Here is a 15,906-nt window from a genome sequence, read left to right on the forward strand (position 1 = left end):
TGGGCCCGAGGAAGCCGTAGATCTCGCCGGCCGCCACGGAGAGGTCGAGGCCGCGTACGGCGTCGACGGCGGCGGCCTTGCGGGACTGGTAGGACTTGCGCAGCCCCGTGGTCTCGATCAAAGCCAGAACTCCCGTACAGGGGTGAGCAGACAGGGGGTGAGGGGCCGTCCGGTCGGAGCCGTACGGTGCCGGGGCAGGCCACGGGCACCGGCGGCCGGGGTGACGGAAGCACCCGTGCGGCAGCCGGGGGAGTGGCTCCCCGGGCGTCACCCTAGGGGGTCGGCAGGGCTCGCCACAATGGTCTGGACCAGGTCGTTCGCGGGATCTCGCCTGGTGGACGCCGTGCGCTCCAGGTGGTCAACTGCGGTGCGGGCGCCGCCCTTCGCGAGAAGTTCGTGGCCGAGCCGCCCCGCCGCCTCGCGGTAGGACGGCTCCTGGCGCACCGTCAGGACCGCCTGCGCCAGGTGCTGCGCGGTGGCCCCCGCGAAGTCGACGCACAGCCCGGCTCCGGCCGCCGCCACCCGCCCGGCCACCAGTGGCTGGTCGTGCCGGATCGGGGCGAGCACCACTGGCACGCCGTGCGCCAGCGCCTCGCCGGTGGTGTTCAGCCCGCCGTGGCCGAGCAGGGCCGAAACCCGCCCCCGCGCCAGCAGTTCGAGCACCGGGGCGCGCTCCACCGCGACCGCCCACTCCGGGAAGGCCTCCCACAGCTCCGGCGGGGCGACCACCACGGCCGGCACCTCGGGGCCCAGCAGGTGCAGCGCCGCGCCCACCCGGCGCAGGAAGTCCACCGAGACGTCGTCGGCCAGCGTGCCCATGGAGACCAGCAGGTGACGGCGGGTCGGGTCGAGCCGCTCCCACGGGAAGCCGGACTCCGGCGGCCGCTCGGCGAGCACGGGGCCGACCAGGGCGGTCGCCCGGCCGGCGAGGGCCTCCCCGCTCAGGGTTTGGCTGGTCAGGGCCAGGACCAGCTCGGGCGAGAAGCGCGGGTCGACGTACTCCTCCTCGGGCAGGTCGGCCCGCCGCCACAGCTCGCGCAGCCGCTCCTCGATCCACGGCTCCGCCTCCGGGAACGGCCGCCCGAGCTCCATCAGCCCCGGGGCCAGCGAGGCCCAGGGGATCCGGTGCCGGTGCGCGGTCAGGGCGCCCGCCGGGGTGTGCTGGTCCACCACCAGGACGTCCGGGCGCTCGGTGCGCACCGCCGCGTCCAGCGCCTTCGCGGTGAAACGGGCGTACGGGACCACGAAGCCGTCCCAGAGCGAGCGCAGCGCCGCCTCGCCCGATCCGCCCTGCGGACGGAACAGCCGCGAGCCGGTGCGGAGCACCCGGGCGTCCGGCCCGAGCAGCGGCCGCAGCACCAGCTCCGAACCGGCCCAGGCCACCCGGTGGCCGCGGCCCTCCAGCTCGCGGCCCAGACCGATCGTGGGCAGGACGTGGCCGGCGAGCGGCGGAACGACGAACAGGAAGCTGCTGCTCACAGGGGTATGACGATCCATCAGGAAGCACTCCGGGGGGTCGTGGGCTCCGGCCGAAGAGTCAGGACACATCTTGTGCGGCTCGCGGGGCGTGGGAATACTAGCCCGGGTGACCGCACTGGAGGCAGTGGCCGTCCACCTCCCCGACTCGGCCGTTCCCATCGAGGCCGTCGGGCAGCGGATCGGACTGACCCCGCGCCAAATCTCCCTCTTCCGCCGCTTCCACGGCCTGGACCAGGTGTGCCTGGACCCGGACGGAACGCTGCACGACCTGCTGGCCGGCGCCCTCGGCGCCCTGACCGAACTCCGCGGCCGGGAACACCTGGTCCGCCACGTGCTGTACGCCCGCAGCATGCCGGTGGCCCTCCCGTACCCGCTGGACCCCCTGCCCGACCTGCTGGACCGCTTCGGGCTCGGCCACGCCGAGCACTTCTCGCTCTCCCACCACGCCTGCGCCGGCAGCCTGCTGGCGATCGACCTGGCCGGGCGCCTGCTCGCCGCCGATCCGGACCCGGACGCGCTCGCCCTGGTGCTGACCGGCGAGAAGACCTTCACCCGGGACGCCCAACTCGTCCCGGAGACGGCGCTGTTCGCCGAGGGCGCGGCCGCCTGCCTGGTGCGCGCCGGTGGCGGCCCCGGCGAGGTGCTGTCCTACGCCGTGCGCCAACTCGGTGAGTTCGACGGCCGCTTCGCCGAGGATCCGGAGCTGCTCACCCGCTACCAGCGGGCCTACCCCGAGACCATGGCCGAGGTGATCCGCACCGCCGCGGAGCGCGCCGGGACCGGCCTCGACGAGCTCGCGCTGATCCTGCCGCACAACGTCAACCAGGTCTCCTGGCGGCGCCTCTCGCGGGAGTTGGAGCTCCCGATCGAGCGCGTACTGCTGGACAACGTGCCCGCCGTCGGGCACAGTTTCGCCGCAGACGGGTTCATCAACCTTCACACCGCCGTCACCAGGGGCCTGCTCCGTCCCGGTGACCGGTACATGATCGCGGCCTCCGGCCTCGGCGCCACCTTCTCGGCGATGACCGTCCGGCACTGACCGGCCGTGCCCCCGGGAGACAGCCCCCGTTCCCCAGGGGCGCCTCCACCGTCCGCCCGCGCTGACCACACCGCGCTGCCCCCGATGGGATGTTCCACGATGGACGACACCACCCTTGCCCCCGATCCGGCCCTGCGCGGCCAGGTGCTGGAGAGCATCGGCACCCTGCTGCCCCGGGTGCTCCGCCGCGAGCTCACCGAGATCCCGGAGAACGCCTGCCTGTTCGACGACCTCGGCCTCACCTCGGCCGGCACCCTGGAGCTGATCCTCGAACTCGAGGAGGCGCTCGACATCCAGGTGGACGTCGAGGAGATCGGCGAGGACGACCTGCGCTCGGTCGCCAGCCTCGCCGACTTCGTGGCCGGCCACACCATCACCGAGGCCTGAGCGGTGCAGCCGCGCCCCACCGGCCGGGGCGGACTGCGGATCACCAGGTCGGTGCACCGCCGCTTCTCCGGCCGCTCGGCCGCCGCGCTCGACCCGGACCTGCGGGTCTTCGTCGCCGACCAGACCCGCCCGTACGGGCTGGCCCTGCGCGAGGACCTGCTGACCGAGGGAGCCGGGCACGGCTACGGCGAGATGGGCGAGGCACTGCTCGCCGAGCTGGACCTCCCCGAGGACCGGCCGGCCGACCTACTGCTGCTCGCCTTCGACGTCCCCGACGTCCAGCCCGGACTGGCCAACACCCTGCGGCTCGCCCGGAGCTGCCCCGGGGAGCCGATGGCCTTCGCCGTCGGCGACCAGGGGCCGCTCAGCCCGTTCACCGCCCTGCGGATCGCCGACCGCTACGCGCGGACGGGCGCCTGCGAGCGCGCCCTGGTGCTGCTGCTGGAGCAGCCCGCGCTGCACCACGTGCCGCCCGGGCCGGTCGAGCTGCCCGCACACGCCGAAGGCGTCCTGCTGCTCTGCGAACAGGCGCCGGAGGAGCAGACCCTGACGGTCCGCCGGACCGCTACGGCCGCGCGGCGCGCGGTCACCACCGGCGGCGAGGAGCCGTGGCGTCCGTCCTGGCCCTTCCCGGACCCGGTGTCCGGAGCCGACGAGGCCGCCCCTGCGGCCGGCGGCCAGCCGCTCACCGGCGCCTGGACGGCCGCGCTCTCCGCCTGGAGCGGCGGCCCGCTGCTCGTCCGCGGCACCGACCGCCGCACCGGCCGCTCCGCCGAGCTGCGCCAGCCGTGACCGGCTCCCTCACCGGCACCGGCGCCCTCACCGGCACCGGCGTCAGTACCAGCACCACCCTTCCCCGACCAGACTCCAACCAGGAACACAGGTACAGCGGATGACTGACCTCCGGACGGCGGAAGCCGCGACCCTGCTGCCCACGGACACCCCCGGTGTGGTGCTCTACTCGGGCGGCTTCGAGCGGCTGATCGCCGACCTGCGCCTCGGCATCGAGGCGCTCGGCGCCGACGAGCCCTTCGAGCGGCTGGCCATCCCGCCGGTGATCTCCCGCGCCCTGGTGGAGCGGGCCGGGTACGCCAAGGCCTTCCCGCACCTGCTCGGCACCGTGCACAGCTTCACCGGCACCCCCGCCGAGTGGCGCGAGCTCTCCGGCACTCCGGACTGGCACCGCGAGCAGCGGATCGGTGACCTGGTGCTGCTCCCCGCCGCCTGCTACCCGGTCTACGCCACCCTGGAGGGACGGGAGTTGACCGGCCCCGCCCGCTTCGCGGTCTCCGCGCACTGCTTCCGCCAGGAGGGCAGCGCCGAGCCCGGCCGGCTGCGCAGTTTCCGGATGTCGGAGTACGTCACCGCGGGGACGCAGGCGCACTGCGAGGACTGGCGGGCCGCCTGGCTGGCCCGGGTCGCCGAGTGGCTGGGGGCGATGGACCTCAAGGTCTCGGTCGAGGTCGCCGACGACCCGTTCTTCGGCCGGGCCCGCAAGGTCTTCCAAGCCGCCCAGCGCGCCCAGGAGTTGAAGTACGAGCTGCGGGTGGAGGTGGCCGACGGCCTGGTCCAGGCGATCGCCTCGGCCAACTGCCACAAGGACACCTTCGGCACCGTCTTCGAGTTCACCGCCGACGGCGAACCCGGCCACACCGCCTGCGCCGCCTTCGGCCTGGAGCGGATCGCGCTCGCCCTGATCCACGCGCACGGCCCGTACCCGGCGGACTGGCCGCAGCCGGTGCGCGAGGTGCTCACCGGCGCCGTCGCGGCAGGGGCCCTCCGATGAGCGTGGTCACCGTCCGGTACGACGGCGGCAGCACCGGCGAGGGGCCGGTGACGCTCGGTCAGGCCAACATGATCCTGTGCATCCGCCGGGACGACCCCGACCAGATCAACAAGCACGCGGTCTGGCCCGTCCCGCCCGGGGCCACCGTGCCCGAGGTGCTCACCACGCTGCGGCGGCTGGCCGAACGCCACGAGTCGCTGCGCACCACCTTCGCGGTCGACGGACGGCAGGCGGTGCACGCCGCCGGCTCCTTCGAGGTGACCCTGGCGGAGGCCGCGCCGGAGGACCAACTCGACGTCAGGGCCGATGAGTTGGCACGGCTGGACCGGCCGCGCCCGTTCGACCTGGCAGCGGACTTCCCGCTGCGCTTCACCCTGCTCACCCGGGACGGGAAGCCCGCCCGGCTGGCCGTGGTGGTCTGCCACACCGGGGCGGACGGCGCGGCCACCTCCGTCCTGTTCGAGGAGTGGTTCACCCTGCTCTCGGGGGCCGAGCTCCCGCCGGTCAGCGCCCCCACCCCGCTGGAGATCGCGGCCGCCGAGCACTCGGCGGCCGGGCGGCGCCGCACCACCGCCTCCCTCAAGCACTGGGAGAAGATCCTGCTCACCAGCCCGGCGGCGGTCTTCGCCGACTCCGGGCTGACCGGGCCGGCCGAGCAGCTCGCCACCCTGGCGATCCGCTCCCGGGCCGCCGCCGAGAGCCTGGACGCCGCCTGTCACCGCACCGGTGCCAGTCCGTCGAGCGTGCTGCTCGGCGTCTTCGCCGCGCTGGTCGCCCACCTCGCCGACCAGCCCAGGCTGGCACTGGCCGCGCTCTCGGCCAACCGGCACCGGGCCCAACTCGCCACCCACATCGGCACCTTGGCGCAGGACGCGCTGATCGCGGTGGACGCCCGGGCGGACGGGCTGGACGAGGTGATCGGCCGGACCAAGGCCGCGGCCTTCGCCGGCTACTGGCACAGCACCCTGGACGCGCCGCGGATCTGGGAGCTGGTCGAGGACGCCGCGCACCAGCGCGGGGCGCGCTGGAACCGCCAGGTGGTGGTCAACGACCTCAGCCTGACCATCCCCGAGGCGGCCGCCCGCTCGCGGCCGGTGCCCAGCGCCGAGCCGGAGCTGAGCTGGTACCCGGACGAGCCGGTGCCGGTGCGGCTGATGATGAACATCTGGCGGGTCCGCGAGGTGGTGGAGATCTCCCTGCACACCTGTCCGCAGGTGCTGGACCGTCAGGAGAGCGAGCTCTTCGCCCGGGGTCTGCTGAAGCTGGTCGCCGCCGTGGCCGAGGGCCCCGTCGAGCTGTCGCGGCTCACCGAGCTGACCGGGCTGGCACCGCGCAAGCGGGTGGGGGAGTGGGAGGAGGTGGACGGCAGCTGGATCGACCTGGCGGCCGTGCGCACCCTGCTGGCCGAGGCGCTCGGCCCCGGCGTCACCGCCACGGTGGCCGTCCGGGAGGGCAGGCTGACCGCCTGGATCGACCCGGGCGAGCGGCCGCTCACCCCGGCGAAGGCGCACCGCGCGGTGGTCGCGGCCCTTCCCGGCCGGGAGACGGCGATGGCCCCGCAGCACTACGTGGTGCACGGGGCCGTCCCGGCCGAGGGAAGCGGCCGGGACGGTGGTGCGGCCGGCTGACCGCCGGCCGCGAGGGCGTGCTCCGTTCGGCCTCGGCCTCACGGCCGGGCCGTTCGGCGTCAGCCCTGCTGGGCGGCCCAGAACTCCTCGAAGTTCAGCTGGCCGTCCTTGCTGGTGTCGGCCTTGTTGATGACCGCCTGGGCGACCGTCTCGGTGACGTACGGGTCACCGAGCTCGGCCATCGCCTTGCTGTACTCGGCGGCGGTGATGAAGCCGTCGCCGTCGGCGTCGAAGCGCGCGAAGACCTTCTTGGCGTTCTCGATGTCAGCCATGTCTGCCCCTCCTGAATGGGTCGTGGTGCCCGTACCCTATCGGCCCGGCCGACGCTCGGATGCCGGACCCCCGGGTCACGACGCCCCAGGTCAGGAGCGGGCCGGGAGTCGGGCGAGGGTTCGTCCCCGCCCGGTGCGCCGGGGCCCGGTCTCAGCCCCGGAGGACCTGGGCCAGGAAGGCGTCGAGGTTGGCCACGGTGCGGGCGATCTGTTCCTCCACGGTCAGCGACTCCGCCACCCGCTCCGCGGAGGCGGTGCGCTTGCGGCCCCGGACGTAGAGCGAGCAGGCCAGGTCCGCGCAGACGTAGGTGCCCACGGTGCTGCCCTCCCGCCCGGCGGCCCCGGCCCGGCGCGCGGCCAGCAGGGCCACCCCGGTGCCGGTGTGCGAGGTCAGGCAGAACGAGCAGAGGTTGCTCTTCAGCGAACTGCGGCGCACCGTCGGCACCCGCAGCGTCACCCCCACCGGACCGTCCTCGGCCGGCGCGACCAGGTACGCCCGGTCGGGCGCCCCCTGGTCCCGCCAGCCGAGGAAGTCCAGGTGCTCCCACGGCAGTTCGGCCAGACCGCGCGGCAGGCTCAGCCGCCCGGCCTCCCCCTTGGTGCAGTTGACGAAGGAGGCGCGGATCTGCGGCTCGGTGAGTGGCTCCATGCTTCGGACGCTAACACCGCGGCCGCGGTGCCGTCGCCCGGATTTCCGGCGGCCCGGGATCCGGGCGGCGGGACCCGGGATCCGGGACCCGGGTCCCGGGTCTCAGACGACCCGGGCGGCGGTGATGCTGTCGCCGGAGGAGGTGGTCGCGTCCGGGCCGGTCCCGGTGGTCTCGGCGACCGCGCGGAAGTCGGCGGAGTTCACGCTCCACCGGTGGCCGGCGAAGCTGCCGTCCGCCTTGGCGTAGAACACCATGTGGCCGATGCCCGCGCCCTGGCGGTTCTGGGAGACCGCCTTGTCGAGGTTGTCCACCATCCGGGTGTCCGGGCAGTCCCAGTAGGTGGAGAGGCCGAACACCCCGTGCGGCGAGGCCGTGCAGTCCACCACCTCCACCACGTACTGGGTGAGGCCCGGCTGGTCCATGAAGCCCGTGCGGACGCCCTTGAGGGTGCGGACCATGACGATGTGTCCGGTGTTGTTCGCGACCGTGCCGTTGTAGTTGACCGAGACCAGGTCACCGGGCCGGAGGTCGGTGACCCGGGTGATCGCCTTGAAGCGCGGCCCCGCGCCGCCGTTCTCCCCGCTGAACCGTGACTGGTAGCGGGCCGCCGTGGGGCTGAAGCGTGGGTCGGTGGCGCCGAACCAGGTGGCGAAGTAGCTGTTGTCCGCCGCCCAGGGGTAGGTGTGCCGCAGCACCGCCGTGACGAAGGAGTTGCAGCGCGAGCGGTTGACCCAGGTGGCCGGGTCGGCGGGCTGCCCGAAGACGACCTGGGCCTCCTCGCCCACCAGGTAGACGTTGCTGCGGACGGCGGCCTGACCGCTGATCAGGTCGATCTCCTGGTCGGACAGCGCGCGGTCGTAGGCACGGACGTCGCTGAGCTGGCCGTTCCACTCGTTGACGGCATTGCCGTTCCACTTCGCCCGGCCGACGTTGAAGCCCTGGCCGGAGGCCCACGGGGTGGTGGCGTCGGCGGCCGTGCCCTCCTTGGCCCCGTTCACGTAGATCCGGACCTCGGTGCCGGTCCAGACGCCGGTCAGGTGCACCCAGGTCCCCGCCACCGGCTTGGTGGTGGCCACCGCGGCGACCTTGGAGGCCTGGGCCTGGTCGGCCGTGCGCACCCGGAACGACCAGGTCGTCTGGCCGGTGTCGGGGTCGCGGTCCTGCATCAGCAGGAAGCGGCTGGTCTGCGCGCCGTCCTGGCTCACCGCCGTCATGATCCCGGTGAGCGCCGCCGGGCGGACCCAGGCCGAGACGGTGAACGGCCTGGTGGTGTCCAGCACCGAGGAGGTCGCCGCGTAGGCGGCGTCCGCGGCGCCGTTGAGGGTCAGCTCCTGGCCGACCCGCAGGTCGCTCCAGCCGGTGGCGGTGGCCGAACCCCTGGTGAGCGCGCGGCCGTTGCCGCTGCGGTCCTCGGTGGTCGCGGTGAGCGGCCAGTGCCCGGCCAGACCGGTGGTCAGCTGACCCTCCGCCAGCATCCGCTGGTACTGCACCATCTGCTCGGCCTGCACCAGGTGCGGCGGAGGTACGGGTGCGAACGGGACGTTCCGCGCCTCGGCGGCCCGGGCCACGCCGGTGCTCGCGGCCACGCCGCCGCCCAGCAGCGCGGTCGTGCCCGTCAACGCGGCGGCGCCGCCCAGAAATCCACGCCTGGTCACCATTTCGTGCTCCCCCTGTGAAGATCGAACCATGATCGCTCGGCAGAGTCTAGGGGTTGCCGTGCACCTGGCAAGCCCCCAGTTCGAGGCCACCAGGACCGGACGCCGGGCGCCGGTGGTCCGGCCCCATCAAGGAGACCCCCCTAGAGTGGCGGCCATGACCAGACACCTGGAGTTCGACCGGCTGCACAACTTCCGTGACCTCGGCGGCTACCGCACCGAGGACGGCCGCGACGTCAGGACGGGCACCCTCTACCGCTCCGACTCGCTCGGCAAGCTGCGCACCGAGGCCGACCTGGCCCGCTTCGCCGACCTGGGCGTCAGCACCGTGATCGACCTGCGCTACCCCTGGGAGATCGAGCGCGGCGGACGCGTCCCCGAGCTGCCCGGGCTCGCCTTCCACAACCTGAGCATCGAGCACCGCCCGTACGACCAGGCCGCGTTGGGCGAGGACGTGGACCCGGCGGTCTACCTGGTCGACAAGTTCCTGGAGGTCGCCCAGGACGGCACCGCCGAGCTGCGCCGGGTGATGGAGGTGATCGCCGACCCGTCGGCCGGCCGCACCGTCTTCCACTGCGCCTCGGGCAAGGACCGGACGGGCATCGTGGGCGCCCTGGTGCTCACCCTGCTCGGCGTCCCCGAGGCCACCGTGGCCGAGGACTTCGCGCTGACCAACCTCGCCACCGCCTCGCTGGTGGCCGACTGGCAGGCCAAGTACGGCCCCGGCAAGCTCTGGCCGGGCTACGGGCAGGCCCCCGAGGCGCTGATCCGCTCCTTCCTAAGGGAGTTGACGGAGCGTCACGGATCGGTGGCGGGGTACGTCGAGGGTGAGCTGGGCCTCGGTGGGTCGTACGTGATGGCGCTGCGGGAGCGGCTGCTGGTGCCGTAGCGCGGGGGCGGGTCGGTGTGGAGGGCCGGGTGGCCGACCACCGCACGAGGCGGGTGCGGTGGTCGACCAGCCGGGAAGCGTCAAGCCATCGAGCGGGAGATCAACACGGTGAACGGCCTTCCGTGCTGTCGCGAGATGCTGTGGCGCGCGCCTCGGCTTTCCTCCGCACGGTCACGGTCGCTGCCCTGGTCGTGCGGATCCGTCCGTGACCGGCCGCTCGGAACTCACACGCAGTCGTACCAGAGGCTGAAAGTGCTCGACCCCGGGGAGGTGGGGGTACCACCCCACCACCAGCAGCCGTTGCCCTTGCCGACCCAGCCGGTCGAGGCGTACTGGGAGTACCAGCCGTAGTCCTTCGCCGCGTCGGGGCCGCCGACCTGCTTCGTGATGACGGCCCGGGTCCAGGCGTAACCGCCGGTCTGGTTCCAGGTGTTCACGCAGAGGCTGGCGCCGTCGTAGGAGCGGATCAGGCGGGAGCTCATGCCGTTGGCGTTCTTCGTGATGAGGACGTCCCCGTTGCAGTACCCGGCCGCGTGGGCCGTGGTCGGCAGGGCTATCAGCAGCGCGGAGCTCATCGCCGCCGCTGCACCGAATGCGGCCAGGCGCCGCATCGAGGTCGTGGCCATAGCCATGTCCCTTCGTCAAAGGTGAGAACGGGGTAGCTCCGGCCGCAAATCGCCGGCCGGGCATCCCCCGCCACCGCCCATGCACCCCCGTGGTGGGGCGTTCACCGGCGAGGAATCTAGTCCGGGGAGACCGCCCGGCAGACCGCTCGAACCGGACAAAGGCCCGGAACTCTCGTACGCGGAGAAAGCGCTGTCCAAGGGGGAGTTGGCCATGTGGAGCACCGTGTTACGCATGCTCCCTTCGTGTAGACGCGATGCTGGCGGAAGGTTCGACCCCGGACGGTGCCGGTGTGCGTGCGATGGCCGGTTCCGTGCTTGACCGACCCCGGCGGCGGTCCCGCCGAGGCGGCCGTCCGCCAGACTGGTCGCCATGCCGCAGCAGGGGGAGCAGGGGGATCGGGGTGTCGCCGGCGGGTCGGTGCGGAGGGTGGTGCGGTGGGCGGGGCATCCGGGGACGGTGCTCGCGGTCCTGGTGCTGCTGCTCAACGACCATCTGTGGAAGCGGAGTTGGCCGGGACCGGTGACGGGCAAGGTCAGCGACGTGGCGTGGATGCTGGTGGCGCCGCCGGTGGTGGCGCTGCTGCTCACGCCCGTGCTGCGGCTGCGCGGGCACTGGCCGGCGGTTCTGGGGCTGGCCGTGACGGCGGTCTCGTTCGCGGTCGCCAAGTCCGGCCCGGCCGGGGGCGAACTCGCCTCCGGCGTCTGGTCGTCGGGCGGTGTGCCGAGCCGGATCGTCGGCGATCCGACCGACCTGATGGCGCTGCCCGCGCTGGTGGCGAGCTGGTGGCTGTGGCGGCGGGGCCGGGAGCTGCGGCGGGCGCCGTACGTCGGCCTGGTGGTCGTCCCGGTGGCGGTCGCGGCGATGGTGGCCACCGGAGAGCGGCGGCAGGAGGGAGACGGCTACGTACCACCGGCCCCGACGACCTCCCTCCACCTGGGCGTCGACGCCGACGGCGCGTTCCTGGAGACGTCCGGCGGGTACTGGACCTCCCCGGACGGGGGCCTGAACTGGAAGCGGCTGGAAGCGGGTTCGGAGGACGCGGCACCGTTCACCTCGGTCGAGGGAACGCCCGGGCGGACCGTCTGCCTCCCGAAGGCGCCGGAGCGCTGCTACCGGCTGACCCGCGGTGAACCGCCGGGCTCGCCGGCTCCGGGCGTCATGGCCCCCGGTGAGACGTCCCCGCGTCCCGCGCGGAGCGCCCCCGGCAGCTGGGCCACCGAGGGGCCCACGCTCGGACCGGGGCAGGAGACCGTCGACCGGTGGGTGGTCGAGGAGAGCGTCCACGGGCAACAGGACTGGTCCCCGGTCTGGCGGTCGGCGGCCGGGTACCGCGAACTCCCGGGCACCGTCATGGAACTCGCGACGGTCGCCGGTCCGCGCGGCAGCACCGTCATCGTGCACTACCCCGGAGCGGGGCTCGCGGTGCGCGACGTGGACGGCGTCTGGAAGTGGCGCACCTACCCGGAGGGCCTGCGCCTGCCGGCCCCTGCCCCGTCGCGGTAGGCCTCCGGCCGTCACCTACTCGGTTGCGGCCGGTCTGCAGGGCTGCAGCGTGGTTGTGCGACAAGGAGTCCCCGGATGCCGTTCCCGTGACCGGCCCCGGGGCGGCCACGGGAACGGCGGGGATCACCGGTCAGATCGGCTTGCTGAAGCGGCGGCAGAGGTGAACGCGGGAGAACCTGTCGACGTGGAGGACCGCATCCGTGGGAGGACTCGCCGCAGGTGGGCGGCGAGGCTGCGGATCGACCAGCGGCTCAACGGCCGGCAGGGTGCGGTGGGGGTTGGTGGTGGCTCCACGGGTCCTTGGGCCGCACACGGTTGCCGGACGGCCCGCGAACGCCAAGGGCCGTTCCTCCGACGTCAGTTGGGGAACGGCCCTGGTAGTCGGGCGGGTGTCAGCACTCCCCGCGCCACACCACCCCGGTGATGACCACTCCGGGGGACACGCTGCCCTTGTAGTTGCCCGGGCCCGGGTTGTAGTGGACGCAGAAGCTGCCGTCCAGGCCCTGCCAGTTGTAGTGCAGGTCGACGTGGTCGGCGCCGGGGGAGACGTACCCGTTGTTGAAGTAGGACTGGTACCAGGCCCAGCCGGTCCAGTTGCCTGCGGTGCGGACGACCTGGCGGCCCGTCTGGTCCGGCCCCTCCCAGGCACAGAAGTAGCCCTTGGGGCAGTCGGCCGGGTTGGGCTCGGCGGAGGCCGTGGGTGCGGCAACCAGGACGGTCGCGAGGGCGGCGGATGAGGCGAGGGCGGCAACGGCGCGGCGGAGCATGGCAGTTCCTTCCGGGAGCGGTGGTGCTGCTGGTGTTCTTGATGCTGACATGACATACGGTGCGCGCGCAATGCGTAGCTGACGGCCCGTCGGCCGTGATGCCGAGATTGTCCCCGAGCAGGTCGAGCGGGTCACCGCCCGGTGGCCGTGGAGCGCTGCCCAGCTGGTGCGGTATGACGGGCCCTGCAGTTTCCTTCGCGTGGTGGCTGACGCCGGGCCGGCCGCGAGCGGTTGCGGGGGCAGCGGTGCGGGCTGACGTAGTGTCAGGGGTGGCGGATCCGGTCGCCGATCTCGGGCTGCGGCACGAGGCCGGCCGACTGGTAGGTGGCGACGGCGCCGGTGTTGGAGCTCGGTGTGCACACGCGGATGCTGGAGGAGCCCAACTCCCGCAGGGCGGCCGCCCCCGCGAGGGTGATGGCCCGTCCGTAGCCGCGGCCGCGGTGGTCCGCGTGGACGCCCATCGGCTCGATCAGTCCCGGCCTTCCCGGGCCGGCGGACCAGACCGTCACCACCGCTGCCGGGGTGCCCCGGTCGTCGTAGGCGGCCAGGTAACGGGCGTCGGTGTGGAACGGCGCCTTCGCGAGCGCGTGCCAGTACGCGGGCGTGGGCCGCTGGGTGTCGAAGGCCGACCGCAGGACGTCGGCGAAGTCCTGCGCCCGCTCGGGGCCGATCGGCTCGATCCGCACGCCGGGATCCTCCACCGCTTCGGTGAGGTCGCGGAAGAGCGGTGTCCACGGCTCGTCGACGCCCCAACCCTCGGCGGTGAGCAGCTCGTGGAGGAGCAGGCCCTGCGGGGCTTCGACGGCCACCGCGCCCTCCGGCAGCACGCCGCGCCCGGGCAGCGAGCAGTCCTCGACCAGCCGCCGCGCCAACTCCTCGTCCTGGAAGGCCTCGGGGGCGATCGTCATCCGCAGCAGCGTCGGGGTGTCCTGCATCCCGACGGCGAGGATCCGTCCGCCCCGGCTCCAGGTCCGCACCACGGCGGCCGTCTCGGCCGCCCCGAAGCGGTGGTTCCAGCCGACGTCCCCCGGATGGAGCTGCATCGGTGCCCCGTCGTCCTGCCACTCCCGCAGGGCGGCCATGGCCTCGCGGACCGCGTGGACGGTCGGTGTCCCCAGCACAATCGTCATGTCCGGGATCTGACACCGGTGCTCCGGGGCTCCGCAACCCGATATCGCCGGGCCTGGCCCGTCCGCCGTGGCGAGTCGTCCCGCGCTACGGACCGTCAGGCCCTGATACTCGGCAGGGTCTGATCATCCGTCAGTGATCGAACGGAGCCCTGCCGTGCGCCCTTCCGTCCGCCCTTCGCGTCTCGCCCGTCGCTCGGCCGTCCTCGCCGCCGTCCTGGCCGCGCTCGTCCCCGTGCTGCCCGCCGCCGCCCAGCCGCGGGAGGCGGGCCCGTCCGCCGGTCTCGGCATCACCGTCCGGGACGGCATCGACGGCACCGTCCGGCACTGGACGCTGCGCTGCGGCCCCACCGGCCCGACCGGTGGCAACCATCCCGAGCAGGAGGCGGCGTGCGGCCGACTGGTCGAGCTGGCGGGGGACTTCACCCCGCTGCGGAACGGGCCGGTCGCCGGCTGCCCGCGTACCTACGATCCGCGCACGCTGGAGATCAGCGGGTACTGGAACGGGGAGTTCCGGGAGTTCGAGGAGGGCTACCCGAACCCCTGCCACCTGGAACGGCTGACCGCGCCACTGGTGCCGGCGGCCGGCTGACCGGTCCGCGTGGCGGCGGCCCTCACGTGGCCACCCGTTCACCGCTGCCCTCCACCGCGGCGGTGGACGAGGTGAAGCGGGCGCACTGGGCCGCGGTGATCCGGCGGATCAGCAGGACGGCCAGGGCGCCGGCCAGCAGGTTCACGGCCTCGCCCGCCGGGGTGTACACGGGCAGGTCCGGTGCCAGCTGACGGGCGATCAGCATGCCCACCGTCTTGCCGAGCCAGGCGACCCACCAGAGGTTCACCAGCACGGTGCCGGCCCCGCCGCTCGCCCGGTCGACGTCGAGCACGATGCGGCGGGGCGCCCACCACATCATGAACGGCACGAACCAGGCGCCCACCGCCCAGGCGGGCGCGTACCGGTGGGCGTCGGGGGCGAGGTGCTCCGCGTTGTGACGGACCCGGGACAGCCAGCGCAGGAACAGCACGGCCGCCGCCAGCGTGACGGCGCCGTACGGCAGGGAGGCCGCCCGGAACAGCCACGTGCCCGTGCCGCCGGCCACCGCCAGCAGGAGCTCGACCAGGCAGGCTGCGGCGATCAGGCCCTGTGCCCAGAGCGCGAGCCGCCGCGGGTCGGCCACCGGCCGGAGGTCCGGTGAAGGGGCGTGCTGCTGGTCCGTCGGCCGGCCGGTCTCGTTGGTCATGTCTGTCCGCCCCCTGGGGTGTTCGAAAGCTCGCCGGAGCATAGCGATCATGGTCGGCTCGGGTCGAGTCCGTTCCCGTGCGGCTAGCCTGCGGGGATGTCGTACGAACCGAACGCCGTCATCGGAGGGTTCGACCTGCTCCGGAGCCTGACCGCCGGGACGGACGGAGCGGTGGTCGCCCCGCTCCGGCACGGCCTGGGGCTCCTGCCCGTAGTCGGGCCGCCGGGCGGCCTCGCACCCGAGGAGACGCTGTGCGCGTGGTCGCACCGGGGGCCGCTCGCCCGTGTGGAGGCGGAGTTCTTCGGCGGCGAGGGCGAACAGACCGCGGCCGTGTGGCGGGCGGGCAGGCGGGTGTGGGGGCCGGTCAGCGACCGGGACTTCGGCGGACCGAGGCAGGAGTGGCCGGTCAATGCGGCGCTCGCGCGGCTCGGCGTCGTCCCGGCCGGGGCCGGGGAGGCGGTGCGGTACGACCTGTTCCACCAGGTGGGGCTCGGCTGGGAGCGGGACCTGGACGGGTGGTTGACAGCCGGTCGGGCCGCCGGGTGGGCGGCGGACCACGACGAGTGGTACGCGGAGCACGAGCGGACGGAACGGGCCGCGGCGGAGGCGGACCTGGAGCGGCGGCTGCGGGACGTCCCGGTGGTGCTGGACGGCCGGGCGGTCATGGAGGTGCTCGGGTTGGGTCCCGGGCCGCTGGTCGGTGCGGCGACCCGGCACCTCAAGGAGCTGCACGTCGAGTTCGGACCGCTGACGACGGAGGAGGCCGCCGCCCGGCTGCGGGCGTGGGCAGCCGGGCGCGGCGCGGGGCCGGACGCCCCCTGACGGGCGGTCAGCCCTGGTGGAGGGCGCGGAAGCCGTC

General features: G+C 73.8%; 17 protein-coding genes. 9 read left to right on the plus strand and 8 right to left on the minus strand.

Translation table 11 applies throughout. The features are described from left to right. Window positions 1–267: 267 nt before the first annotated feature. Window positions 268–1,479, minus strand: coding sequence for a glycosyltransferase (locus ABD946_RS17220; RefSeq protein WP_345284498.1), 1,212 nt, complete (start codon window positions 1,477–1,479; stop codon window positions 268–270). Window positions 1,480–1,585: 106 nt separating this feature from the next. On the opposite strand from ABD946_RS17220, the gene ABD946_RS17225 reads away from it, so the two are divergent. The 5 genes from ABD946_RS17225 to ABD946_RS17245 all read left to right on the plus strand — a co-directional run bounded on the left by ABD946_RS17225 (window position 1,586) and on the right by ABD946_RS17245 (window position 6,319). Next, on the plus strand, window positions 1,586–2,518 hold the full coding sequence (locus ABD946_RS17225) for a 3-oxoacyl-[acyl-carrier-protein] synthase III C-terminal domain-containing protein (protein ID WP_345284500.1): 933 nt from the start codon (window positions 1,586–1,588) through the stop codon (window positions 2,516–2,518). A gap of 99 nt (window positions 2,519–2,617) precedes the next feature. Continuing rightward, a complete protein-coding gene (locus ABD946_RS17230) occupies window positions 2,618–2,905 on the plus strand; it encodes a phosphopantetheine-binding protein (protein WP_345284502.1) in 288 nt (95 codons plus the stop codon). Between the two features lie 3 nt (window positions 2,906–2,908). Further along, window positions 2,909–3,697, plus strand: coding sequence for a hypothetical protein (locus tag ABD946_RS17235; protein WP_345284504.1), 789 nt, complete (start codon window positions 2,909–2,911; stop codon window positions 3,695–3,697). 100 nt (window positions 3,698–3,797) lie between these two features. Then, window positions 3,798–4,691, plus strand: coding sequence for a class-II aminoacyl-tRNA synthetase family protein (locus ABD946_RS17240; protein WP_345284506.1), 894 nt, complete (start codon window positions 3,798–3,800; stop codon window positions 4,689–4,691). Further along, window positions 4,688–6,319 (plus strand): condensation domain-containing protein, encoded by a 1,632-nt coding sequence (locus ABD946_RS17245; RefSeq protein WP_345284507.1) that lies wholly within the window; start codon window positions 4,688–4,690, stop codon window positions 6,317–6,319. The genes ABD946_RS17240 and ABD946_RS17245 overlap by 4 nt, the downstream gene beginning before the upstream one ends. 59 nt (window positions 6,320–6,378) lie before the next feature. Here ABD946_RS17245 and ABD946_RS17250 read toward each other — a convergent pair whose 3' ends face one another. From ABD946_RS17250 to ABD946_RS17260, 3 genes are all read right to left on the minus strand, one after another. Next, window positions 6,379–6,591, minus strand: a complete 213-nt coding sequence (locus ABD946_RS17250; RefSeq protein ID WP_345284509.1) for an EF-hand domain-containing protein — start codon at window positions 6,589–6,591, stop codon at window positions 6,379–6,381. Window positions 6,592–6,742: 151 nt separating this feature from the next. Beyond that, entirely contained in the window at window positions 6,743–7,240 is a 498-nt protein-coding gene (locus ABD946_RS17255) for an FBP domain-containing protein (RefSeq protein ID WP_345284511.1), read from the minus strand. A 102-nt stretch (window positions 7,241–7,342) separates the two neighbouring features. Continuing rightward, on the minus strand, window positions 7,343–8,860 hold the full coding sequence (locus ABD946_RS17260) for a LamG domain-containing protein (protein WP_345284513.1): 1,518 nt from the start codon (window positions 8,858–8,860) through the stop codon (window positions 7,343–7,345). Between the two features lie 193 nt (window positions 8,861–9,053). On the opposite strand from ABD946_RS17260, the gene ABD946_RS17265 reads away from it, so the two are divergent. Further along, window positions 9,054–9,785, plus strand: a complete 732-nt coding sequence (locus tag ABD946_RS17265; protein WP_345284515.1) for a tyrosine-protein phosphatase — start codon at window positions 9,054–9,056, stop codon at window positions 9,783–9,785. Between the two features lie 224 nt (window positions 9,786–10,009). Here the strand turns inward: ABD946_RS17265 and ABD946_RS17270 are convergent, their stop codons facing one another. Further along, window positions 10,010–10,411: a hypothetical protein gene (locus ABD946_RS17270; protein ID WP_345284517.1), complete on the minus strand. Its 402-nt coding sequence runs from the start codon at window positions 10,409–10,411 to the stop codon at window positions 10,010–10,012. Window positions 10,412–10,781: 370 nt separating this feature from the next. On the opposite strand from ABD946_RS17270, the gene ABD946_RS17275 reads away from it, so the two are divergent. Next, the gene (locus ABD946_RS17275; protein ID WP_345284519.1) at window positions 10,782–11,915 is read left to right on the plus strand and encodes a hypothetical protein; all 1,134 of its coding nucleotides are present in this window, start codon (window positions 10,782–10,784) and stop codon (window positions 11,913–11,915) included. Between the two features lie 392 nt (window positions 11,916–12,307). Here ABD946_RS17275 and ABD946_RS17280 read toward each other — a convergent pair whose 3' ends face one another. Both ABD946_RS17280 and ABD946_RS17285 read right to left on the minus strand, forming a co-directional pair. Next, a complete protein-coding gene (locus ABD946_RS17280; RefSeq protein WP_345284521.1) occupies window positions 12,308–12,682 on the minus strand; it encodes a peptidase inhibitor family I36 protein in 375 nt (124 codons plus the stop codon). Between the two features lie 263 nt (window positions 12,683–12,945). Continuing rightward, complete coding sequence (locus ABD946_RS17285) at window positions 12,946–13,812, minus strand: GNAT family N-acetyltransferase (RefSeq protein WP_345284523.1); 867 nt, start codon at window positions 13,810–13,812, stop codon at window positions 12,946–12,948. Between the two features lie 154 nt (window positions 13,813–13,966). On the opposite strand from ABD946_RS17285, the gene ABD946_RS17290 reads away from it, so the two are divergent. Further along, window positions 13,967–14,401 (plus strand): SSI family serine proteinase inhibitor, encoded by a 435-nt coding sequence (locus ABD946_RS17290; RefSeq protein ID WP_345284525.1) that lies wholly within the window; start codon window positions 13,967–13,969, stop codon window positions 14,399–14,401. Between the two features lie 22 nt (window positions 14,402–14,423). Here ABD946_RS17290 and ABD946_RS17295 read toward each other — a convergent pair whose 3' ends face one another. After that, window positions 14,424–15,047 carry a DUF4328 domain-containing protein gene (locus ABD946_RS17295; protein ID WP_345284527.1) on the minus strand — a complete coding sequence of 208 codons (624 nt, stop codon included), beginning with the start codon at window positions 15,045–15,047 and terminating at the stop codon, window positions 14,424–14,426. Window positions 15,048–15,143: 96 nt separating this feature from the next. Between ABD946_RS17295 and ABD946_RS17300 the strand changes: the two genes are divergently transcribed. After that, a complete protein-coding gene (locus ABD946_RS17300; RefSeq protein WP_345284529.1) occupies window positions 15,144–15,869 on the plus strand; it encodes a hypothetical protein in 726 nt (241 codons plus the stop codon). The last annotated feature ends 37 nt before the right edge of the window (window positions 15,870–15,906 follow it).

The organism is Kitasatospora albolonga, assembly GCF_039535905.1.
In the GTDB taxonomy this organism is placed as follows: Bacteria; Actinomycetota; Actinomycetes; order Streptomycetales; family Streptomycetaceae; genus Kitasatospora; species Kitasatospora albolonga.